This window comes from Halothiobacillus neapolitanus c2 (assembly GCF_000024765.1).
Classification (GTDB): Bacteria; Pseudomonadota; Gammaproteobacteria; order Halothiobacillales; family Halothiobacillaceae; genus Halothiobacillus; species Halothiobacillus neapolitanus.
On the sequence record NC_013422.1, the window covers coordinates 35,722 to 58,831 of the forward strand.

Genomic DNA, 23,110 nt, shown 5'->3' on the forward strand with positions numbered 1-23,110 from the left:
TCCCCTCCCGCTGCACTGCGACGTCGAGCGACCATGAACGAAGATCGAGTTGGCCTCACCTCTTTGCCGCAACGTCCATGCGATTATGCCGAGGCATGGTTGTGGGTGGATGTGAACGGGCAGGGTGCGCTCACGGCGACGCAGGCGATTACGTCGCTGGACGCCATTGCGCCTATCGATCAAATTCTGGAAACCTTGCCGCAGAGCGATGCATGGCACCAGCACATGGGCCAAATCGGCCCCATGGAAAATATCCGTGACTGGATTTGGCAAGCACGCTGGTTAAGCGCCGACCGGCTCGATGGTTCCCACTCTCCCCTTGATGATGCAAACCTTACGAACATCGGTGGGCGGCGTTTGCTGCATGTTTCGCTTTACCCGCGCCTACCCGACGATGCCATCGGGTGGCTCGACAGCCTCCCGGATTGTGTGATCGGCCGCGATGCGAATCAGGCGGTCGTGTACCGCAACAGGGCGGCACAGACGTTTAACAACCCTTCATTGCTCGATCAACTCAGTCGGGGCGTGCCAGCCCAGTGTGCCGAAGGCGTGATCGAGGACCAGGTGTCGGTCGATGATCATGGCCGCCTGCGACACTTCCAGCGGCTGTTGATCGCTGCGCCGTCTCCCGCTTCGAGTGTCAAAGACTTTCTGGAGCTCTATGAATTGACCACGCCCAAGTCCCTGGGCAAGGCGGAGGGTGATTATGGCCAGCTGATCGAGTTGTTGGTTGAGGCGACCCACGATCTGATCGTGATCAAAGACCCCGAAGGCCGCTGGTTGTTCGCCAATTTGTCCATTGTCCACAGTCTTGGACTGGCGCATGTCGTCTGGCTCGGCAAAACCGACCGGGAGCTGGTCGATCTGGCCTCGCCCACCGTCCGGGGCGCGCTGCAGTTTTGTCATGAAACAGACAAGGCTGCCTGGAACCAAGGCCAGCAAATCAGGCACCTGGAGACTATTCCCTGCGAGGACGGGCACAGCTTGATCGTCGATGTGATCAAGCAACCCGTCTTCGATGATAAGGGCAAACCCCGCGCCATCATCGTGGTTGGCCGCGACGTGACGGAGCTGCACACCACGCAGGAGCAGTTCCAGATACTGGCCAGTCAGGATGAGTTGACCGGGCTGCTCAACCGCCGATTCTTTCAGGTCGAGGCGCAGCGCTGGATCGACATGTTGAGCGACGATGGCTCGAAACACCTGGCTTTGCTGGTGTTCGACCTGGATTACTTCCGTTCGATCAACGACAGCTATGGCCATGAACGTGGCGATCAGCTATTGCAAGAAATGGCGCGCCGATTGCAAAACGAATGTGTCGCCAGTCCGTTGCTTATTGCCAGAATGGGCGGCGATGAGTTCGCCATTCTGGTGGAAACGGACAACAAGCCAGAATCACTGAGTGCGCTGGGTGAGCAGGTAAAGTCACTGACTGCGCGTCCGTTCCAGATCGAGCACTTGACCCTCTTCACCTCGGCGAGCACAGGGATTGTGATCTGGCCGGAGCACGGTCGATCCATCGGGGAATTGCTGCATCAAGCCGATTCGGCGATGTATGCCGCCAAGGAACAGGGTCGTAATGGTCATGCGGTGTTCTCTCCGGAAATCATGGAACATCAGAATCGGCAATCGGCGTTGCTGACTGCATTGCGCCAGAGTCAGGGAGATGAGCGCTTCTTCCTCGTCTATCAGGTACAGCAAAATGCAAGCAGCCTCGCCATCACCGGGGTTGAGGCCTTGCTTCGTTGGCAGGCACCCTCGCCGGAACTGGCAGCCGGCCCGGATCAATTCATCCCTTTGCTTGAAAAATCAGGGTTGATTATCGACGTGGGCGGCTGGGTGCTCGATGAAGCCTGCCAACAAATCGCCCGCTGGCGGGAATATATCGGCGAACGGATTACCGTGGCGGTGAACGTATCGAGCATCCAGCTGCATTCGCCTTGCTTCATCGGGCGGGTCCAGGCGGCGCTCAAAAAATCCGGAATCAATCCATCCCTGCTGGAGCTGGAGTTGACGGAGACTGCACTCGTCAACGACCCCGCCAAGGCAGCGAGCACGCTCATCGAACTGAAAAAGCTGGGTGTTCAACTGGCATTGGATGACTTCGGCACAGGCTACTCTTCCTTGAGCTACCTGACGCAGTTCGAATTCAACCGGCTCAAGATCGATCAAAGCTTTGTGCGCGATATTCTCGTTGACCCGAAGGATCTGGTGATCGTCAAGGCGATCGTGGCCATGGGCCATGCCTTGGGGCTCGAAGTGGTTGCAGAAGGCGTGGAAACCGTTGCGGAACGCGACCTGCTCGATTCCCTTGGGTGCGATTCCTTTCAGGGATACCTTGTTGGTCGGCCCGGCAAGCCCGAAGAAATTTCCCCCATGTTGGGCGTCGGATTGTTATGATTGATCAACTTGATTAATCCAATGGTTTCAACATGTCTCGCTCCGAACGCATAAAAAAACTGATCGAAGATCAAATGGCGCCCGTCTATCTTGAAATAGACAACGAGTCGCACCTGCACGCAGGCAATCGGGAAGAAACACATTTCCGTCTGGTGATCGTCAGTGCCTTGTTCGAGGGGGAAGCACTGCTGGCAAGGCATCGACGCGTTCAGACGTTATTGCAAGCCGAGCGCGAAGGCGGGATGCACGCCTTGTCCCTGCATACGTTCACCCCAGCCGAATGGCAGGCCAAAGGCGCGTCAGCGGCCCCGTCTCCCGCGTGCGCGGGACAGAACCACTAGCTGCGCCGGTCAATCAAAGGACTTGGCCATGTGGCAGTGGATTCGGCAACTATGGGCAACCAAACCTACGGCACCGCCCGCGCACCTACCCCGTCTGCGAGAGAATGGACTGGCCGCAGGCAAGCCGGAGCCGATTTCGGACATTATCATCCCAGATGCGGAACAGGCATCACTCGTTTTTTTCCAGAAACTTTTGAATGCGCCCGAGCATCCGCGCGGCTACACCGATGCATTGCGACCAGATGAAACCGCATGGCTGAGTGCCCGAATTGAGGATCTCAAACGGACACCCACGCAACTGACGCATCTGGTGCCCCGCCTGCCCAGTGTGTTGCCCAAGCTCATGACAGCGTTGAACAACCCGGATACCCCCATCCGCACCTTGACCGGTCTGATCGAATCCGATCCTGTGATCTCGTCTATGGTTTTACGGCTCATCAACAGTCCGGCCATGCGCGTGCGTCGGGAAAATATCGAGTCTCTGGAACAAGCGGTGATGCTGCTTGGTTTTTCGGGCATGCGTGAAGTCGTATCGGCGGCCATGTTCAGCCCGATTGGGCAGTTGGGACGCATAGAGGGCGCCAACCCATTGCTGGTGCATGATGTCTGGCCAATCAGCCTGCGTGCAGCCAATGCACTTCGGTTGGGATTGAAAACGAGATCTGATCATCAGAGGCCTTTATTGTCTTCCGACGAGGCATTCGACCTGTATCTGTCCGTCTTGATCGAACACACGGGACTGATCGCGTTGCTGCGTCAAAAACCATTGACGGGGGCAAATACCAGCGCCGCCTATGTGGCCCGTTTCCGCGCGCTGATACCCGCCTATTCGGCCCGAATCGCCGAGGCTTGGGCGTTGTCTGAAAACACGATCCGGCTGATTCGCTCAGCGCCCGCAGAACTCGAGCATCTTCGTTCGCAAGCGCGTTATTTCTCAGTAGCTTGCGCGCTTAATCGGCGCGGGACGCTGGATCAGGCCCAGTTCCTGCATTTGTGCCGACAACTGCCGGATTACGCAAGAGGATGGTATGACTTGTGCGTTACCGCAAACGTCAGCGCCGATTAGCTAATCGGGCATAGCGCGAGTTAGATCTGACCACTCCTTCCCGTTAGGGGCGAAGCACCTTCACTACATCCGGCACCTGTTTGATTCGGCGCATCACGCGCGCCAGATGCACCCGATCGGCTACCCGAAGGGTCACGGTGATGATGGTCAGATTGACGTCACGGTCATCGAATCGAACGTCGTCGATATCGGCGCCGGTTTCGGCTGCGGCACTCGCGATCCGCGCCAACCCGCCCCGGACATTCTTGGCGTGGATGACAATCAAGGCTTGATAATCACCCAAGGCCGGATCGGCCCAGTTGACCGCCAACCAGCGCTCCGGATGCACCCCGACATCGGCCGCATTGCCGCAATCATGTCGATGGACGACTATCCCGCGACCTGTGCTTAAAAAACCAACTACGGCATCGCCAGGAATCGGATGGCAACACTTGGCAAAGTCGACCACGAGCCCTTCGGTTCCGCTGATGATGGGGGTCTGAGTCGCGTTGAGGCTCGTCATTGCGCCATGCGATTCTGCGCCTTCATCCGTGTTTTCGTCCGCCATGAGCAGACGTGCTACCAGTGGCGCCATGCGGTTGCCGAGGCCGATTTCACGAAGCAGATCAGACAACCCATCGTGATGATATTCCGCCAATAAGCGTTTGAGTCGATCGGTCTTGATGTCGTTGAAATCGATCGATTCGGCGTTCAGGGACTTGGCAAGTAAACGATGCCCCAGCTTGATGGCCTCCGAATCCTGCAAATTCTTGAGGTAGTTGCGGATATTCGCTCGCGCCCGGGCGGTGACGACAAACGACAGCCAGTTCGGATTGGGTTCGGCACCCTCTGCTGTGATGATCTCGATTGTCTGGCCGTTCTCCAGCGGTGTAGAGAGCGGGGCGAACCGGCGATCGATCTTGCAGGCGACGCAATGATTGCCGACATCGGTGTGGATGGCATACGCAAAATCGACGACGGTGGCACGGCGCGGCAACTCGATGATCTCGCCCATGGGCGTGAAGACATAAACTTCGTCCGGAAACAGATCGACCTTGACCGACTCAAGGAACTCCTGCGGATTGCCCGCTTTTTGCTGGATTTCCAGCAGATCGCGCAGCCATTCGCGTGCGCGCGCTTGAGTAACCGTGCCTTGATCGTGACTGGATTTGTAGAGCCAATGCGCCGCGATACCGCTTTCGGCGAACTGGTGCATTTCGTTGGTGCGAATCTGGACTTCCAGCGGGATGCCGTGGGGGCCGAACAGGATGGTGTGCAGTGACTGGTAACCATTGGCCTTGGGAATCGCGATGTAGTCCTTGAAGCGGCCTGGGAGTGGCTTGTAGAGATTGTGAACGATGCCGAGGGCGCGGTAACAGTCATCCACGCTGTTGGCAACGATGCGGACGGCGAAGACATCAAACACTTCCTTGAACGTGAGGTGTTTCTGCATCATCTTGCGGTAGATCGAGTACGGGCGCTTTTCGCGGGCATCAATCTGTACCCGCAGACCTTCTTCGCCGAAGCGGTGGATGAAGCGCTCCTCGATACCTGCAACGATTTCTTTGCGGTTGCCTCTCGCCTTGCGCACGGCCTCACTGATGACGCGATAACGGGTGGGGTACAGGGCGCTAAAACCCATGTCCTCCAATTCGTGTCGCAGCGAATTCAGGCCAAGACGGCTGGCGATGGGCGTGTAAATGTCCAGCGTTTCCCGAGCGATGCGCCGACGTTTGTCCGGGCGCATCACGCCCAGTGTTCGCATGTTGTGCAGGCGATCGGCCAGTTTGATGAGAATGACGCGCACATCCTCAACCATCGCCATCATCATCTTGCGGAAGTTGGCGGCCTGGGCTTCGGCCTTGGACTTGAAGCGGATCTGGGTCAGTTTGGATACACCATCGACCAGCCGCGCGACCTCCTCGCCAAAGCGAGCGACAATCTCCTCGCGGGCGACGGCGGTGTCTTCGATCACGTCGTGAAGGATGGCGGCCGTCAAGGTGGCTTCGTCCATGTGCAAACCAGCTAGGATTTCGGCAACCGCGACCGGGTGACTGATATACGGCTCGCCACTTTGACGGGCTTGTCCGACATGCGAGTTCGCGCCAAAAATAAAGGCATCACGCACATGCGCGATGCCTTCCGGATCGATATACGTTGCCAAGGTCATAGCCAGCGGCGCGAAATAAATTTCTGCCTCTGCCGCTTCAGCAACCAGAACCAGTTTTTCCGGTTGCGGTTGTGGTACGGAAGCCTCGGGCAAGTTAACCCTCGTCGCTGGTGGTGGCCGGGCGCCGCACGCTACCTTCGTCCTCGTCGGCGAATTGCGCGAGTTCGGCGCGAATTTCGGCTTCTGAAATTTGTGAACGCAGCACAACCATGTGCTCCTGAATTTCGTCGATGCGAGCCTGGTCGATCTTGCCTTCGCCAATTTCGCGCAAGGCGATCACGACCGGCTTTTCTTTACCCATCGGTACCAGTGGCTCGGCACCTTGTTCGATCTGTCGCGCACGGCGGGCTGCCATCAGAACCAGCTCGAAGCGGTTCGGAATCTTTACAAGACAATCTTCTACGGTGACACGCGCCATGATGATTTTTCCCAGAAAATAGATCGGTGAATTGAATTGAGCTGGGTAGTTTACGTTTTTTTAGGGGTGTTCAGCAAATTTTCCAAGCGAACACGTTCCTTTTCGGCCTGACGCGGTGTGCGCAGGCGTGCGCTCTCGAACAGGCAGCGTAACTGATTGAGCGCCTGTGAAAAATCATCGTTGATGATGAGGAAGTCGTAGTTCGGGTAAGCCTGCATTTCCCGCTCGGCCTCGGCCAGCCGCCGGGCGATGACATCGGCATCATCTTGCCCGCGTCCGAAGAGGCGTTCCCGAAGCGCTTCACGGCTCGGAGGGAGAATGAAGATGCTCTGCGCCCCCGAAAAAAGTGGGCGTACCTGTTCGGCGCCTTGCCAGTCGATTTCTAGGATCAGATCCTGACCTTTGTCGAGCACGGCGCTGACGGCGGCCTTGGATGTCCCGTAGTGGTTGCCGAAAACCAGCGCATGTTCCACGAAAGCGCCTTCGGCAATCATCGACTCGAATGTCGGCTTACTGACGAAGTGGTAGTGCTGGCCATCCACTTCACCGGGGCGCATGGGGCGCGTGGTGTGCGATATCGACAGGCCGAGATCGGGCATCTGCTCACGCAGGGCCTTGATGAGACTGGTTTTTCCCGCGCCGGATGGGGCGGAAATGACAAATAACTGACCTTGCGACATCGCTTTCTAATCTCTCTCTTGTTCGCTTAACGCGGCTCGCTCGACCGCGCGCGCTGCCCGCCGACGGTTTACGATCCAGAAGACGAAGCCGATCACCAGAATGACAACGGCGCCGACATAGAATACATAGTGACCCCAGTGGTTGATTTGCTCGAGTATCCGTTCCGCTGCCTGACCAAACACCCAGCCCAGCGCGATGAAAATCGTCGCCCAGATGAGCGCGCCAATGGCATTGTAGAAGGCGAATTTCCAAGGGCATAATCCGCTGTGCCCGATGAGTACAGGCCCCGCCGCACGCAAACCATACATGAACCGCACCATGACGACGACGGGGGCGTGGTACTTGTGAATCCATCGATCCAGCCTTGGTTTTTGCTTCGCCCAACTCGGGAAGCGCAGCAAAATGGCATCGCCTTTCCAGCGCCCCAGCCAGAAGAAAATCTGGTCGCCAAGCCAGCCGAACACGACCGCAATGACGAAAACCTGAGGCAAGGGCAACATGCCTTGATGCGCGGCCAGTCCAGCCAGAACGAGTACGGTTTCTCCCTCAAGCAGGCAGCCAATTGCCAGCACCAACAGACCGTATTGTGCCAGCAGCGCGGCGATATCTATTCCAAACAAAATGCGTACTCGATGAGTGATAAATCATGGGGCAAATGAAACATATCTTTTTCGCCGGGTGTGAGATGACTTTGCAGCCGCAAAGGCTCAGCCAGCCGTCACGCGGCTCGTGCCATTGGGGGCGGTAATGACCTGGACGCGCTGCCCGAGGGAGAATATCTGCCCGCCTACAGACTGGACGATCGATACCGTGCGGCCATTATCCAGGCGAACAACAATCTCGACCCCATTTTGTTGTGTGACGCCTTCTTCGATGGCGGAACCGGCAACTCCCCCACCGATGGCGCCGCCTACCGTCGCGAGGTCACGCCCCAGACCGCCGCCCACGCCACTGCCAAGCAGGCCACCAACTACGGCACCGCCAATGGCACCGATCGGTGTTTGCGTCCCGGCGATACGCACGCCGCGCAAGCTTTCAATCGTGCCGTACTGAACGGATTGCATTTGCATGGCGTTGTTACGGCTGTACACGTCGCCAGACATCGGGGTAACGCAACCGGTCAGGGCGGCCAACATGATGATCGGCACCGACCATTTGATTATGGATTGCGCGCGCATGGTGATCTCCTCTGTTTGGATCATGATGTGACTTAAGGAACCTCTGACCAAAATTTTAACCGAATGTTTGCTCAAACCCTGAGTTAATCTTTGATAAGGGTGGCGCAAAACCCCATCGAGGCAATTACTGATGTGATTTTGATTGATCCGTAGTTCTGAAAATGGCGCAGAGGTGATAAATTGCACGTCTTGTGCGATAAAAATTACTGAGCCTAACTACGAGTTTGAAGCAATGATTGAACTGCTGCTTGCCCCAGAAACCTGGATTGCCTTCGCTACCCTGACCGCGCTCGAGATCGTGCTGGGTATCGATAACATCATCGTGATTGCGATTCTGGTGTCCAAACTCCCCGAACATCAGCGGGCGGCGGGTCGTTTATTTGGCTTGGCGCTGGCGATGGTGACGCGAATTGGTCTGCTATTCTCGTTGGTGTGGCTGATGGGGCTGACCGAGCCGTTCCTCCATATTGGCGAACTGGCCTTCTCGGGTCGAGATCTGATCTTGCTCGTCGGCGGGCTGTTCCTCGTCTACAAGGCGGTGACCGAAATGCACGACACCATGGAGACGGGCGGCCATATCGAAACGAACTCGACCGGCGCGATGCTGAAAAAAGTCAGTATCTGGGCGGTTGTGACCCAAATTGCTTTAATCGACATCGTGTTTTCGCTCGACTCGGTCATCACGGCCATCGGTCTGGTCAAGCATATCGAGATCATGGTGGCGGCGATTATTGTTGCCGTACTGGTCATGATGATCGCGGCCAAACCTATCAGCGAATTCGTTGAGCGACATCCCACGATTAAAATGCTGGCACTGGCCTTCCTGATTCTGGTCGGTGTTTTCCTGATCGCCGAATCGTTCGGCCAGCACGTGCCTAAAGGCTATATTTATACCGCGATGGCGTTCTCTCTGGTGGTTGAGTCGCTCAACATCCGCATGCGCAAAAAGCGTGAGCAACTGACTTCCAAAGTGCTGGAATAGGTGCGGGGATCAACTCCGGTAGTCGATGATCAGCGGAGCATGATCGGAAAACTTCATGTCGCGATACACCGTGGCCCGCTCGACCCGGTCGGCGAGATCGGGCGTGATGATCTGGTAGTCAATGCGCCAGCCCACGTTATTTTCCCAGGCATTGGCGCGGTTCGACCACCAGGTGTACACGGCCTCGCCGGGGGCGACGAGGCGATGCGCGTCTACAAAGCCCAGTCGGTCGAATAATTCATCCAGCCACGCTCGCTCATGTGGCAAAAAGCCGGAGTTCTTCTGGTTACTTTTCCAGTTTTTCAAATCAATTTCTTTGTGCGCGATATTCCAGTCGCCGCAGAGAATCAGCGGTTTGTGCTGTTTTTGAAGATAGCTTTCCAGAATCGGCAGATAGGCGGCGAGGAAGCGGTCTTTCGATTCCTGGCGATGATCGCCTGCCGACCCTGAGGGCAAATAGAGCGAGGCCACCATCAGATCGGGGTATTCGAAGGCACAATAGCGGCCCTCGGCATCGAATTCGGGCAAGCCCAGTTGAGTGATGATGGCGTCGGGCGAACGGCGGGCATAAATGGCGACCCCGCTATATCCCTTCTTCTCGGCAGAAACGTACTGGCAGGTGTAGCCCGCAGGGCAAAACTCAGGGTCAGTCAGTTGGTCGGCTTGTGCCTTGGTTTCCTGGATGCAGACAAAATCAGCGTTTTGTTCGCTCAACCAGTCGAAAAATCCCTTGCGTGCCGCAGAACGAATGCCATTGGCGTTGAATGAAATGACCCGCATGAAAGCTCCGCTTCGTGTATGAACTGCGGTGGAGTTTAGCAGCGTGACCTCGGAGCCTGTCGGAAAGCGGGCAAAAAAAAGCCCCGTATCATTCGGGGCAATGGTTCATCCTTGAGGAGCCAGTTCTTAAGATAGTGCGCCAAGCTTAAAGTTAACCCGGTTATTCAAAAAAACTGATCATCAATTCATATCGTGGAATTAGTCTTGCCCTGACAAGTGCCCGGACAGTTCCGCCTCGCGTCTGGGCAAACACTGATTGGGTGATTTTGGAGCCATTTTCCGATGGTGAACGCATGTGGTCCAGCATTGGGAAATGGCGGCACAGGACCGTGCCGCACTGCCTCTGTGCGAATTCAGAGGCGGGTTGTGTCGACTTACTGAGTACCGAGTTGAACCGCCATGAATAACGGTTGACCATCCCGCAACAGCCGGATGGCAATCGGTCGGTCCTTCGGCGCACTGTCGAGCGCTTTTTTCAGATCGGTCGCAGACTTCATCGGCATCCGATTGACTTCCAGCAGGATGTCGCCGGGGGCAATAACCGATGCGAATTGCGAGTCATTTTTGACGCTTTTCACTTTTATGCCGTATTTGATGTTCAGCTGCTGCAGTTCGTCTGGGGAGAGTTCGGTGACCTGAAGACCCATTTTTTCAATGGCTTCACTGGTGCCCGATTCAGCTTCGAGTGCTTTCTTGTCGAGCTTTTCGATGGTGACATTAAGCTCCATCTGCTTGCCATCGCGCATCAAGGTGAGGGTGGCCGGTTTGCCAATCGGCGACATGCCAACCATGATGGGCAATTCGCCGGAGTGTTTGATCTCGCTGCCGTTAAACTTGAGAATGATATCGCCCGATTTTAGACCTGCTTTGGCCGCCGGTGTGTTGGGCTCCACCTTAGCCACCAGTGCGCCTTTGGTGGTATCCAGACCGAACGATTGCGCCAAATCGTAGGTGACCGGCTGGATCAACACGCCCAAATAGCCTCGCGTCACATGACCGGTAGACTTGATCTGATCGACCACGTTCATGGCAACATTGATCGGAATCGCAAACGAGATCCCCATAAACCCGCCAGATTTCGTATAAATCTGCGAATTGATGCCGATGACTTTGCCGTTAGCATTGATCAATGGACCGCCCGAGTTGCCCGGATTGACGGGCGCATCGGTTTGAATGAAGGGCACGTAGCTCTCATCGGGCAAATCGCGGCCCAGGGCAGACACGATGCCGTGCGTTGCGGTGTGATCGAGCCCGAAAGGCTCGCCAATGGCAAGAACCCATTCGCCCACTTGGATATTATCCGAGTTGCCAATGGGGGCAACAGGCAGATTTTTCGCATCGATTTTCAGCAACGCGATGTCGGTGCGTTTGTCTTTGCCGATCACTTTGGCCTTGTAGGTTTGCTGATCGGGCAATCGCACCGTGATTTTGTCCGCGCCGTTGACTACATGCGCGTTGGTAAGAATGTAGCCATCGGCGGAAATAATAAAACCCGAACCCAGAGAGCGAATCGGTTCACGCTTCATTTGCGGCATTTGTTCTTGGAAAAAATGCCGGAACATATCGCCCGCAGGTCCTGGCGGAAAGGTTGGCATTTCGCCGTTGTTAAAAGCTTCTTGGGTTTTGGGATTGCTCACGCTGCTGATATTGACCACCCACGGGCTGGCCTGTTTTACCAACTGCACATAATCGGGGACGCCGTTGTCGGCAAAACTGATCGCCGGTGTCATCGCCATCAACGGTGTGGCAATCAGAGCGGCGGCCATCAAAAGCCGTCCACGGCGCGGCAAGCCTGCACGAATGGCTTCAACAAGAATCTGGGTTCGCATACGTTACCTCTGCTGATTAAAACAACGAAAGATTCTGGGATCGCAACCGACTTGACCCGAGCCGATAAAATGGCGCTGAAACCGGTTGCATGATGTTTCTGATACCAAACCCGAAGAATAGTTCAGCACTTCGTTATGTTTGCTTAGGGAACCTCTGATTGAATCCTTCGTGGCCGAGACAGGCTTTTGAGGGATGAGTCGCAAGGCGCGGCGCGAAACGGGCTTGCGCCAGCTTCGCGTTAATGGTTATTCCATTCGTGAGCGGCGCAACACAGCGGGCTTACGCCAGCTACGCGTAAAATCGCCCTCAAAAGCCCGTCCCATGCGGGTTGATGCCCAAAAGACGCAACACTTCGTTATCGGCCTTGGCATCGTAGCGCAACTACGACCTTCGGCCTCTGCCTCGTTTTGCGGCTTTTGGATCAGCAACTCGGCTCACGAGGGATTCAATCAGAGGTTCCTTAGATCATAAAAACTTCATACGCAGTCGTTAATGTTCGTGTTCACTCTTGGCAGCCAGCGCAAAGGTAAGACGCGAAAAAGCCTCCATGCCGCGTGCGTCCCCTCTGCCTAGAACGTCTCATTGCCATCAATCAGGAAGTGCAAAAATGAACGCAACCTCGCCATCACTCGCTCTGGCTCATTCCAATAGTCGTCGTCAGTTTCTCAAGCTGATTGTACTGACAGCCTCGGCAGGCGCGTTGGCGGCTTGTGGCGGCGGGGACGGTGGGGCAGAAAACATCTCGACGGACACCCGCTATTTCCCGCAATCAGTAGCATCGGGCGATCCAGCCGCAAACTCGGTCATTCTCTGGACCCGTTTGGGTACGCTCGGTCCGCAAACCGATGGGCAATTGCGTGTTCAAGTCAGCACGCAAGAGGATTTTTCCAATCTGATCGTCGATGAATCCGCCGTGCCCGTGGCCGCCGCGCACGATCATTGTCTGCGCTTGAAAGTGGCCGGTCTTAAGCCCGGAACGACGTATTACTATCGTTTTCTGTTCTCCACCGGCAACCAGGCCTGGGCCAGCTCGCGCACTGGGCGAACCAAAACCGCGCCCGACGCCACCGCGAACGTGCCCGTCAGTTACGCCGTCACTTCCTGTCAGGATTACATTGGTCGTTATTACAACGTGTGGGCTTATTTACTGCAAACCGAGCCGGATCTGGATTTTATTCTGCAAATCGGCGATTACATCTACGAGACCACGGGCGACCCCTCGTTTCAAACGGTGGGCAGTGCGCGCAGCATCACCTTTACCGATACGGCAGGCGCCATTCAATTAGGCGATGCGACCGCGCCTTATTACGCGGCCTCCAGCGTGTCGAATTACCGCGATCTGTATAAGGCGTATCGCAGCGACCCGATCTTGCAGCAAGTGCATGAGCGTTACCCAATGATCGGCATCTGGGACGACCACGAATACTCCGACGATTGCTGGGGTGCGACCGCCACCTATTTCAATGGCCGCGAAGATGAATACAACCCGCCTCGGCGTGACCGCGCCGAACAGGTGTATTACGAGTTTATGCCGTTGGATGACCCCGCTATCGCCAGCGGCGCGCTCAACAAAGATCCGGCTACGCTTTGGCCGAATAACGTGCTGTATCGCCGCCTGCGCTTTGGCCAGAACTTAGAAGCCGTGCTGCTCGATTACCGCAGCTATCGCCCCGATCACCTCATCCCCGAAGGCGGCTTTCCCGGCAAGGTGGTGATGAGCGAGCCGGTGCTGGTGAGCATCTTGGGGCAAACCGCTTACGATGCTGTTAAAGCAAACTTTGGCCCCTATGTCGATACCACCACCGCGCCTTGGAACAGCTATCTGACGGCCTTGATTCCGGTGTTGGCGCAAGGATACCTTCAGGCTGGGTTCACAGGCGATGCGCAAACCAAGGCCACCGACGATCTCACCGGCCTTGTTTCCGCCTTTGTATTCAATCAGCTCATTGGCCAATTCAATGCCGCCGTAGCAGCAGGACAAATTCCGGGGGCGAGTGCCCTGCCAGCCATCGATTCGACTACCTACGATGCCTTGCCGCGCGGTATCGCCTTCCTGCACATCGGCAAGCAGTCGTTCTTCTCTGAGCTCGGCGCGCGCTATGCCGTGGTGCAGCCGACCTTTGATTTGTATGCCCAATACATGCAGGCCACCGGGCAATACGAACAAGACCCGCTGGGCGCAACACAACGCCAGTTTTTGGCGAATGCCCTGGCATCCGATGCCACCTTTATCAACGTGATCAGCACCGTCTCAACCGCGCCCTTGCGCTGGGATTTGCGCTCGGCCACCAACTTGCCTGCCGATTACCAAACGGTGTTCAAGCCCAATGTGGATCAGTGGGATGGATTTCCGCAAGGCAAGCAGGCTTTCTTGGAAACCTTGGCGAATCGACCGGGCGCGTTTTTGGCCTCCGGCGATATTCACGCCAGCTTCGTCACGCAACATCAAACCAGCTCTATGGCAATGCCGGTGGCGGATTTTACCGGCCCGGCCATCAGCTCGGGTACGTTTAACAATTTCGTGGAATCGGCCATTTCCGGCTTGCCTGGGCTGGATTCAGCGCAAAAAGCGGCGGCTAATCAAGCCTTGGTGCTGGGGCTCGATCAAACCCTGCAAGCCTCTGCGCCTGCCGATGAGCCGATTGTATTTGCAGATACAACCCACCACGGGATTATGGTCTTCCGCGTGGATGGTTCACAAACGCAAGTCGATTATCTGCTGATCGATCAAAGCGCCGTCAGCCAGAATTTAACGGGCGATTCGTCCGCCTTGATCAAGGCGTTCAGCCGCCAACGTTTTACGCTTGATCCGCAAACGGGCAAGGTGACAAGCGCAAGCTGACGCGTTCAGGGCTCATTCAGCGCTGATTTAGCAAATACACGCTCGCCAGAACGTCCTTGGCGATCAGGGTGTTTTCTGGAGCCAGATCTTCATCTCCGTCCTGATACTTGCCGGTTTGCACGAGGATGGTCTGCAAACCGACGGCATCTGCGCCCTGGATATCGCTGTGCACATCGTCACCGATCAGGGTGATGTTTTCTGCTGAAAAGCCGAGTGCGGCAATCGCTTGCTGGAAGAAAGACGCACCGGGTTTACCCATGGCATTGGACGTGACGCCTGCCGCGTTCTCTAGTAACCGAACGAAGGGCCCGGCATCGAGTGACAGGCTGTCAGCTTCACGAAAATAGCGACTGTCGGACAGCGAGATCAGCGTGGCTCCGGCCATGAGCTCCCGAAAGGCGGCGTTGAGTGTGGTGTAGGTAAAGCCTTCACCCGCATCGCCGACGATGACGGCTCGGGGCCCGGTGGCTTCGCTTTTCGCCCCAATCAGCGTGGTATCGACCCCAGCAAAATCCGGCAGTAATCCGGGATGAATCAGCAGTACGCCATGCGTCTGGTAGGATTGCAGCCAGGCAGCTGCGGCACGTGCGGGCGTGAGCAATTGCTGCGCCGACACGTCCAGCCCGGCCTCATGCAGGGCGGCGAGCAAATCCGCATGACTGCGACGCGTGGTGTTGGTCAAAAGCAGAAAAGGAATGCTGGCCTCGCGTAGGCGGGCGAGTGCGTCGACTGCGCCGGGCATCGGCGTATTGCCATCGAGCAGTACGCCGCCGATATCGAAAATAACCGCTTGCGTTGTGGTCTGCATGGGGCTTTCCTCCCGTAAACAGGCGCTTGAGTGGTTTCAAACATCAGAAAAGCTCGAAAAACCCGTCATTCCCGCGTAGGCGGGAATCCAGCGCCTTGATTTTTCTGGGTTCCCACTTTCGCGGGAACGACGAATCACGGGTATTTCGAGGTGCCCACCACGGAAAAAACCGAAGGCGTGATGCGGCTTTGTGCACCAAGGCGGGCGTGGCTCAGGTCTGAGTTGGCTCGGTTGGTGGCCGCTCGGACTGGTGGGTCACGTCCAGTGCATCAAGTTGATTCTGCAATGCTTTTATGGCTTGCGCAACTCTCGCGGAGGCACCCTTGAAACCGAGTTCGATCAGGCGTCGTTCGCCCTGTCCGATCGGCAGGCTGAAAAATTTGAGATCGGGGAATTCGGCGCAGAGCCCGGTCATGGTGGGTAGAAGATCATTTTCCGATGCGCCGATGGTCCAGATCGACTGTTCGCGATAATCCAGCGTACCGAGTGAAGCCAGCGGATTGGCCAGAATCCAGTCGAGCATCGGGTGGGCCATTTGCGGAAAGCCGGGCATGAAAAAATGGTTTTCCAGATAAAAACCGGCCACGTTATTGATTGGATTCGGGATTAAATCGACCTGTTCCGGGAAATCGGCCATGTGCACCCGATGCGGGAAGGCTGCTTCACCGAATTGGGCAATGATGCGGCGCTCGGCTTCTGGATGACGTGTGAGGGGCCGTTCGAATGCGCGGGCGGCACTGGCCCGGGTGAGATCGTCCGGCGTTGCGCCGATACCGCCAAAGCAGAAGACGATACTGCCCGCCTGTTGGCTTTCGCGCAGGGTGCGCTCGATGTGGTCGGCATCGTCGCCGATCATTTGCGCCCAATCGGGTTGACGTCCGCGCGGTGCCAGTCGCTCGATGACGGCGGCTAGATGTGTGTCTTTGCGTCGTCCGGATAGGATTTCGTCACCAATGATCAGCACGCCAATTGCAATGGGCTTGCCGGACGCAACACTCATCGTTCGGCGCCCATCGCGAGGGCGTTGGCGCGTACCCGATCACGTTCCTGTGCGTCGGCCTGGGCGTCATATCCGCTGTGTTCGATCCAGCCTTGCGTGTGGCGGCGAATCAAATGCGTGAGGGCATCGAGATGGTCGTCTCGCGCATTCAATGCGGGAATGTAGTGATAAGTCTCGCCGCCGGCTTCTTCAAAATATTCGCGGTTTTCCTGACCGATTTCCTCGATGGTTTCCAGACAATCGGCAGAAAAGCCGGGGCACACCACGGCAATGTGTTTGATGCCTTTGGCGGGTAATCCTTTTAAGGTTTCGTCGGTGTAAGGTTTGAGCCATTCCTCACGGCCAAAACGAGACTGAAAAGTGACCATGTATTGATCGGCGCTTAAACCAAGTCGGTCAGCCAACAGGCGTCCGGTCACATGGCATTCGCAGTGATAGGGGTCGCCCGCCAGAAGATAACGTTTGGGTACGCCATGAAAGCTCATGACCAACTTTTGTGGCTGACCGTGTTCGGCGAAATGCTCACGGACACTGGCGGCCAGCGCATCGAGGTAGGCCGGTTCGCGATGATAGTGCGTGATAAAACGTAACTCGGGCACCCAGCGCCAGGTTTTCATTTCATCGAAAACGGCATCGAAGGTGGAGGCGGTCGTGGCGGCGGCGTACTGAGGGTACATCGGCAGAACAAGAATACGGCGGGCGCCGGCATCGCGCAGCTCGGCCAGGGCAGTGGCGACGGAGGGATTGCCGTAGCGCATGCCTAAAGCAACCGAAACCGGCCCGGCCATCTGTTGCGATAAGCGTTCCTGCAAGCCGCGTTGTTGCTGTCGGGAAATGGTGAGTAAAGGCGATCCGTCCTCGTAGTGATCCCACACTTCCCGGTAAGCGGCGGCTGACTTTTTAGGGCGTGTGTTCAGGATGATCAGGTTCAGAATCGGCCACCAAAGTAGTTTGGGCAACTCGATGACGCGCGGATCGGATAAGAATTGCTTGAGATAGCGACGCAGCGCAGGGGTGGTGGGCTCATCCGGCGTGCCGAGGTTGAGTAACAGCACGCCCATCCGCTCGGCGCTACCGTGGGCGTAATGGGGTTCACCTTGATATGTCATGCCACTGTCCTTAACTATGTTTATGAATTGGCCGCGCAGTGCGTGGCGGCCTTTGATTTTGCAACGTATGATTGTAGGCAAGTTTTAAGCGCATTTGCGCCTTTTGTGATGATGAGGAGTCGATCATGTCTGAAACCAATACCCGCCATGCCCGTTTGTTGATTTTGGGATCGGGCCCGGCCGGCTATGCAGCGGCGGTTTACGCCGCACGCGCCAATTTGAATCCCGTGTTGATCACCGGTATGGAAATGGGCGGGCAGCTCACGACGACGACCGAAGTCGAAAACTGGCCGGGCGATCCGGGTGATCTGACCGGCCCGGCGTTGATGGATCGCATGAAGGCACATGCCGAAAAATTTGATACCGAAATCATCTTCGATCACATCCAGAGCACCAATCTCAAGCAGCGGCCCTTCACGCTCAAGGGCGATTCTGGCACCTACACCTGCGATGCACTAATCGTCGCTACCGGTGCCAGCGCGAAGTATCTGGGGCTGGAGTCCGAATCCAAGTTCAAGGGCAAGGGCGTTTCAGCCTGCGCGACCTGTGACGGGTTTTTCTATAAAAACCAAGAAATTGCCGTTGTTGGCGGCGGCAACACGGCGGTCGAGGAAGCACTTTATCTGGCCAATGTTGCATCCAAAGTGCACGTGATCCATCGTCGCGACAAGTTCAAGGCTGAAAACATCCTGATCGACCGTTTGATGAAAAAAGTCGATGAAGGCAAGGTTGAGATCCACTGGCACAGTGCGATCGACGAAATATTGGGCGACAACACCGGCGTGACCGGTTTGCGGATCAAGCAGGTGCAAACCGAAAAGACAACCGATATTGCGCTCACCGGCGTGTTCATTGCCATCGGACATGCGCCGAACACCGGGATTTTCGAAGGCGAGCTTGATTTGGCCGGCGGCTACATTCAAGTCAAAAGCGGCACACAGGGCAATGCAACGGCTACGTCGGTGCCGGGCGTTTTTGCCGCGGGCGATGTCATGGACCACGTATACCGTCAGGCGATCACCTCGGCAGGTACCGGCTGCATGGCGGCGCTGGATGCAAAAACCTACCTCGAAGGTCTGGAATAAAGGCTTGGAATAAAGTCCGGAAATAAAAGCCTGGATTAAAAGTAAGGCATAACGATTGATCAGTGGCGCTTTGCCGCGCTGCCAGGAGACAACATGGACCCGGTGATCGCAGCCTATACGGTGTTACTCGCAGTAGCATTGGGGTTGAGCGGCTTTCTGCGCGGCGATGCACGGCGACGTGGCCGAGGCCTGTTGATGGCAGCGACTTTGTCTGGGTTCATCGTAGTGGCTGCGGCCAGTGCGCTGGTCAATGCCGTATCGGTACCCGACTTGATCCTCACGTCGCTCGCTGTTTTTTTCTCCGCGCAAGCCGCCACCACTGCGTTTTCTTTGCTGTGGCGGGAAATCAGCTCGACACGTCAGGCCCGCGGATCGGTGCCGGATTCGGATCACCGTGAGGACACATCGACATGAGCGTCGGCCTGCAGATCGATCTGGTCGGTTGGTTCGCGCTGGCGCTCATTCTGGCGGCGTTGTACGGACTCAATAGCGAAAAGGGCGAACGAAGCGGAAATACCACGTGGCACAAACCTGCCATTGGGTTGCTGTCCGCTGCGTTGTTGTTGATGCTGTTATCGGTGCTGTGGACGTCCGACGGCAGCAATGTCCCGCTGGCCATTGTGATGGTGTTGCTGGGTATCGTCGCGGCACCCTTGTCCTCTCGTTACCGGTCTTCGCGTTATCGGGACGCGCGGGGTTCTTCGCCGCAACGCACGTTAAGAGAGGGCATTCTGAGCGGCCTGTCACTGATTACCATCGGGACCGGTTTGTCCGTCGCCCTGCTGGGGCTGACGGGTTGGTTCGACATGGATCGCGATGCCTTTACCTGGGATATCCGGCTGGTTTCGGTATCCAGCGAGTTCATCGGGGTCTGGACGTTCGCCGCAGGGCTCATGCTCTGGCTGCGGTTGAACGATTACCTGCCGCAGTCCAGCCCAGGACGTAATCAGAAACGAGTCGGGCTGGCCGTTCTGGCGCTCGCCGTGGTGCTGAGCGGTCTGTCGGTCCTGTTTCCGGCCTATGCGAGCGCGCTGATGATCGTGGTGGCGGTGCTGGCTCTGGAGTTGGGCGCCTTGTCGGCGCTGGGTGTCGCCGAAACCCGGGTGGCGCGGGTTCTGGGCCAGCACACAGGGCTGATCGGCGCGGCAATCGCGATGCTCGGCTATGTGCAGGCGAGCCTGTTTCTGCTGTCGATGGGTGGCTTGATTGTTGCGGCGGCCATTCACTACTTGCGTGGCGCTATGGCGTTCAATCAGGCACGTCGCCGCCGCACCGATTTCTGAGCTTTTCTCCCCATTATTCGTGACTTAAATCATCCAGCGTCAGGGCAAACCCTTCGACGAAATGGGTTCTAAAGTAAGCAACTGCGGGCATGGTTTCCTGCATCTCTACAAGCTTGGCCAGCAGGTAGCTTTCGGCCTTCTTGAACTCCTGGTTGCCGGCAAAACCTTCTTCCAGGCATTTGAGGTAAGCCGACATCGAATCGGCTGCTTTGACGACCCGTGTAACTTCCGGCTCAATCTGTGCACTTTCGATGGTGGACGCGAAGGCCGAGCGCAAACGTTCGGGCAGCAGGCCGGTGAGCTTGCGCTCGGCATGGGCTTCGAGCGCCTTGTACGAGTCGAGAATATCCTGCCGAAAGTATTTGACCGGCGTGGGCAGGTCGCCCGTGATGATTTCGGAAGCATCATGGTAGAGCGCCACGGTCACGATGCGGCCGATGTCGTTGGTTTCGCCGTACAGTTCGTTGCCGATCACGGCGAGCGCGTGCGCGATCATTGCCACTTGCAGGCTATGTTCCTGAATATTTTCGGTGCGCGTGTTGCGCATCAACCCCCAACGGGTGATGTACTTCATGCGGGCGAGATAGGCAAAAAAATGGCTTTGTTCGGGTGTGGTTGATTTGCTCAACATCAGACTCCTGATGAGTGGACGGTGGATTTCAGTAAGGAACGTTTGGTCTGAACCCGGCCTCCTGAATTTGCTGCCAGGAGCGTACTGCAAAACTATCGGTCATGCCGGAAACCATATCGGTCAGCAGTTGGGCCTCGCGGTAGCGTAGTGGCATGGGGTTGCTCGGCGCTTCAAATACGCGGCGGTAATTTTCTGAAATCAACTGGTAGAGATAACTCGCCAACGGTGTGCGTCGCGCGCTGGCGGGATCGAGCGGATCAACCCGGTCAGTGATCGCATACCAGAAGGCATCCATCAGGCCGTGGATGACCTCAAACCCGGTCAGCTCGACTTTCAACACCGTCTTGTGGCGGTAGGCATGTTGCCAGTTGCAGGCCTTGAGCGTGGAGAGCAGCGCGCGGGCCGGTGAAGCGGCGATCAGTTCCTGATTGAATGTGCCCGCACTCATGGCGGGCAACTGGGTCAGAAACGTATCGGCAACGGCCTGCATGAGCGCACCGATGGCGCGGATGCGGAACGTCTGCATGGAAATATCGTTCAGCTCCGCGGGCGAGAGATCAGTCTGGCGATAGCGTCGATGCTCCTCCTGCGCCGCATCGCAGACACGAGTCACCACCGGGTCGCCATCGGCGGCATGGCGCAAAAAGGCGATGATGTCGGAAAACGAGAGCAGGCCTTTTTTCACTGCGTCCTCGGCGTCCAGCACCGAATAGGCAATGTCGTCGCAGGCTTCGAGAATCCAGGTCAGCGGGTGGCGCTGACCGGCATCCAAGCCGCATTGTGCTTGAACCTCGGCAACCAATGCCTGTTCCGATTGAAAAAAACCGTGCTTTTTGCGCACCACGAATTTTTTGTCTATGTCATCGCTGCCGACGGGATATTTGATCAGTGCGGCCAACGTCGCCACGGTGAGATTCAGGCCGTAATCATCGTTGATCAGTTGCAGTTTGGTGAGCAGGCGCAGGGTTTGCGCATTGCCTTCAAAGCGCAAAAAGTCCTGTCGCATGGCTTCGCTCAAGCCCGTTTGCGGGTTAAGTACCGTTGCTTCATGTCGGGCGAACCAGCGACCGATGGCTTCCTCGCCCTGATGACCGAAGGGCGGGTTCCCCAAATCATGCGCCAGCCCGATGGTGGCAAGCAGCGCGGGCACATCGCGCAGAGCCTGTGGCAAACCCGCAGCCAGATTGCGGTTGAACACCAGATCCAGCCCCACCGAACGGGCGAGGTTGGCGACCTCGTGCGAGTGTGTCAGCCGCGTGCGGACGCTATCGGAATGATCCAGCGGGAAGACCTGCGTCTTGTCCGCCATGCGCCGCACCGGTGTGGAAAACAGCACGCGGTCATAGTCGCGTTCGATTTCGGCACGGGTTTCGGTGTGAAACAGGGCGGGACTGGTCTGGCTGGGGCGTCTGCGCGCGGCATTCAGCCACCGGGGCCAGTTTGATTCTGTGCGCTTCACATCCGATTCCTTCTGTATGGATTATTCATGGTGATTTTTTTGGCCCGATGTTTTCAGGCATCATCGTGACTCGTATTGTATTTCAACGGGTGGATTGTCATGAATATTGCCGTATTGGGTCTGGGGTTGATGGGGCGCGCGATCGCCGAACGGCTGGTCAAGGCGGGCATGACGGTACGCGGATACAACCGCAGTGCGCTCTCTGCGCCGCCGACCGGGGTGACGATGAGCGAGTCGGTCGCCGCGGCTGTGGAGCCGTCCGATATCGTGTGGGTCATGCTAGCCGATTTTGCCGCCTGCGAATCGGTGTTGCTGGCGGAAAACCCTTGGGACTTGTTCAAGAACAAGCTCATCATCAATGGCGCGACCATCGGCCCCGAACAATCCCGCGCGCTGGCCGAATCCATCAAGCAGCTTGGCGGTCATTATCTGGAGTCCCCCGTTCTGGGTTCCACGCCTCAGGCCGAGACCGGCACGTTGCAAATTCTGGTTGGTGGCGATCCGGCCGATGTGGCCGTGGCCGATCCCGTGCTCAAGGCGCTCGGCAAGCCCACGCATTTCGGTGGCATTGGCCAAGGGGCGGCCGTCAAGCTGGCGATGAATCAGCTGATCGGTTCGTTGACCGCAGCCTTCTCCATGAGTCTGGGGTTGGTCGAGCGCGAGGGCGTGGATGTCGACACCTTCATGAACACCCTGCGGGACAGTGCCTTGTACGCGCCGACTTTCGACAAAAAACTGGATCGAATGAGAACCCGCGATTTTGCCGCCGCGAATTTCCCGCTCAAGCACCTGCTCAAGGATATTCGTCTGTTCACCGAGGTGGCCGGAGCGCAGCAGATCGACGCGCGGATGCTCGATGGTCTTGCGCGGATATTGGCCGATGGCGTGACCGCAGGCCATGCCGATGAAGACTACAGCGCCCTGTTCGGCCAGATCGTGCCAAACATAACGCCGTGACTTTGAGTTCCGTGGCTTCAAAGGCCGTGACTTTATTGGATGGGGGAATGCAAGCGCTTGTGTAAAATACGGCCCACTACATTTTCATCAATCAGCGAATCAGCTGAAATT

At 56.9% G+C, this 23,110-nt stretch carries 21 protein-coding genes; 9 read left to right on the top strand and 12 right to left on the bottom strand.

Going from position 1 to position 23,110, the window contains the following annotated elements:
- The first annotated feature begins 33 nt into the window (after positions 1–33).
- From HNEAP_RS00150 to HNEAP_RS00160, 3 genes are read left to right on the top strand one after another with little or no spacing between them, the layout of a single operon-like run.
- Positions 34–2,400 (top strand): putative bifunctional diguanylate cyclase/phosphodiesterase, encoded by a 2,367-nt coding sequence (locus HNEAP_RS00150; protein WP_012822933.1) that lies wholly within the window; start codon positions 34–36, stop codon positions 2,398–2,400.
- A gap of 32 nt (positions 2,401–2,432) precedes the next feature.
- Positions 2,433–2,741, top strand: coding sequence for a BolA family protein (locus HNEAP_RS00155; protein WP_012822934.1), 309 nt, complete (start codon positions 2,433–2,435; stop codon positions 2,739–2,741).
- A 28-nt stretch (positions 2,742–2,769) separates the two neighbouring features.
- On the top strand, positions 2,770–3,807 hold the full coding sequence (locus tag HNEAP_RS00160) for an HDOD domain-containing protein (protein WP_012822935.1): 1,038 nt from the start codon (positions 2,770–2,772) through the stop codon (positions 3,805–3,807).
- A gap of 43 nt (positions 3,808–3,850) precedes the next feature.
- Here the strand turns inward: HNEAP_RS00160 and HNEAP_RS00165 are convergent, their stop codons facing one another.
- From HNEAP_RS00165 to HNEAP_RS00185, 5 genes are all read right to left on the bottom strand, one after another.
- Entirely contained in the window at positions 3,851–5,956 is a 2,106-nt protein-coding gene (locus HNEAP_RS00165; protein WP_041600475.1) for a RelA/SpoT family protein, read from the bottom strand.
- A gap of 94 nt (positions 5,957–6,050) precedes the next feature.
- On the bottom strand, positions 6,051–6,374 hold the full coding sequence (gene rpoZ, locus HNEAP_RS13070) for a DNA-directed RNA polymerase subunit omega (protein ID WP_012822937.1): 324 nt from the start codon (positions 6,372–6,374) through the stop codon (positions 6,051–6,053).
- 50 nt (positions 6,375–6,424) lie between these two features.
- Positions 6,425–7,054 carry a guanylate kinase gene (gmk, locus tag HNEAP_RS00175; protein ID WP_012822938.1) on the bottom strand — a complete coding sequence of 210 codons (630 nt, stop codon included), beginning with the start codon at positions 7,052–7,054 and terminating at the stop codon, positions 6,425–6,427.
- A 6-nt stretch (positions 7,055–7,060) separates the two neighbouring features.
- On the bottom strand, positions 7,061–7,675 hold the full coding sequence (locus HNEAP_RS00180) for a DedA family protein (RefSeq protein ID WP_012822939.1): 615 nt from the start codon (positions 7,673–7,675) through the stop codon (positions 7,061–7,063).
- A gap of 87 nt (positions 7,676–7,762) precedes the next feature.
- Entirely contained in the window at positions 7,763–8,233 is a 471-nt protein-coding gene (locus HNEAP_RS00185; protein WP_012822940.1) for an outer membrane lipoprotein, read from the bottom strand.
- 232 nt (positions 8,234–8,465) lie between these two features.
- On the opposite strand from HNEAP_RS00185, the gene HNEAP_RS00190 reads away from it, so the two are divergent.
- Positions 8,466–9,215 carry a TerC family protein gene (locus HNEAP_RS00190; RefSeq protein ID WP_012822941.1) on the top strand — a complete coding sequence of 250 codons (750 nt, stop codon included), beginning with the start codon at positions 8,466–8,468 and terminating at the stop codon, positions 9,213–9,215.
- A 9-nt stretch (positions 9,216–9,224) separates the two neighbouring features.
- Here the strand turns inward: HNEAP_RS00190 and HNEAP_RS00195 are convergent, their stop codons facing one another.
- Together HNEAP_RS00195 and HNEAP_RS00200 are read right to left on the bottom strand one after the other, a co-directional pair.
- Positions 9,225–9,995, bottom strand: a complete 771-nt coding sequence (locus tag HNEAP_RS00195; RefSeq protein WP_012822942.1) for an exodeoxyribonuclease III — start codon at positions 9,993–9,995, stop codon at positions 9,225–9,227.
- A 374-nt stretch (positions 9,996–10,369) separates the two neighbouring features.
- Positions 10,370–11,824, bottom strand: coding sequence for a DegQ family serine endoprotease (locus tag HNEAP_RS00200; protein ID WP_012822943.1), 1,455 nt, complete (start codon positions 11,822–11,824; stop codon positions 10,370–10,372).
- Positions 11,825–12,432: 608 nt separating this feature from the next.
- Between HNEAP_RS00200 and HNEAP_RS00205 the strand changes: the two genes are divergently transcribed.
- Positions 12,433–14,667: an alkaline phosphatase D family protein gene (locus HNEAP_RS00205; RefSeq protein WP_012822945.1), complete on the top strand. Its 2,235-nt coding sequence runs from the start codon at positions 12,433–12,435 to the stop codon at positions 14,665–14,667.
- A gap of 16 nt (positions 14,668–14,683) precedes the next feature.
- Here the strand turns inward: HNEAP_RS00205 and HNEAP_RS00210 are convergent, their stop codons facing one another.
- The 3 genes from HNEAP_RS00210 to hemH all read right to left on the bottom strand — a co-directional run bounded on the left by HNEAP_RS00210 (position 14,684) and on the right by hemH (position 17,584).
- The gene (locus HNEAP_RS00210; RefSeq protein WP_012822946.1) at positions 14,684–15,475 is read right to left on the bottom strand and encodes a TIGR01458 family HAD-type hydrolase; all 792 of its coding nucleotides are present in this window, start codon (positions 15,473–15,475) and stop codon (positions 14,684–14,686) included.
- 211 nt (positions 15,476–15,686) lie between these two features.
- Positions 15,687–16,475, bottom strand: a complete 789-nt coding sequence (locus HNEAP_RS00215; RefSeq protein WP_012822947.1) for a competence/damage-inducible protein A — start codon at positions 16,473–16,475, stop codon at positions 15,687–15,689.
- Positions 16,472–17,584, bottom strand: coding sequence for a ferrochelatase (gene hemH, locus HNEAP_RS00220; RefSeq protein WP_012822948.1), 1,113 nt, complete (start codon positions 17,582–17,584; stop codon positions 16,472–16,474). Before hemH ends, HNEAP_RS00215 begins: the two co-directional genes overlap by 4 nt.
- Before the next feature lie 125 nt (positions 17,585–17,709).
- Here hemH and trxB point away from each other — a divergent pair, with 125 nt between their 5' ends.
- From trxB to HNEAP_RS00235, 3 genes are all read left to right on the top strand, one after another.
- Entirely contained in the window at positions 17,710–18,669 is a 960-nt protein-coding gene (gene trxB, locus HNEAP_RS00225) for a thioredoxin-disulfide reductase (RefSeq protein WP_012822949.1), read from the top strand.
- 93 nt (positions 18,670–18,762) lie between these two features.
- On the top strand, positions 18,763–19,083 hold the full coding sequence (locus tag HNEAP_RS00230; RefSeq protein WP_012822950.1) for a hypothetical protein: 321 nt from the start codon (positions 18,763–18,765) through the stop codon (positions 19,081–19,083).
- Entirely contained in the window at positions 19,080–19,952 is an 873-nt protein-coding gene (locus tag HNEAP_RS00235; RefSeq protein ID WP_012822951.1) for a hypothetical protein, read from the top strand. Before HNEAP_RS00230 ends, HNEAP_RS00235 begins: the two co-directional genes overlap by 4 nt.
- A gap of 13 nt (positions 19,953–19,965) precedes the next feature.
- On the opposite strand, the gene yfbR is transcribed toward HNEAP_RS00235, so the two are convergent.
- Positions 19,966–20,583: a 5'-deoxynucleotidase gene (gene yfbR / locus HNEAP_RS00240; RefSeq protein ID WP_012822952.1), complete on the bottom strand. Its 618-nt coding sequence runs from the start codon at positions 20,581–20,583 to the stop codon at positions 19,966–19,968.
- Positions 20,584–20,611: 28 nt separating this feature from the next.
- A complete protein-coding gene (gene dgt / locus HNEAP_RS00245) occupies positions 20,612–22,042 on the bottom strand; it encodes a dGTP triphosphohydrolase (protein WP_012822953.1) in 1,431 nt (476 codons plus the stop codon).
- Between the two features lie 99 nt (positions 22,043–22,141).
- Here dgt and HNEAP_RS00250 point away from each other — a divergent pair, with 99 nt between their 5' ends.
- A complete protein-coding gene (locus HNEAP_RS00250; protein ID WP_012822954.1) occupies positions 22,142–22,999 on the top strand; it encodes an NAD(P)-dependent oxidoreductase in 858 nt (285 codons plus the stop codon).
- Positions 23,000–23,110 lie beyond the last annotated feature (111 nt).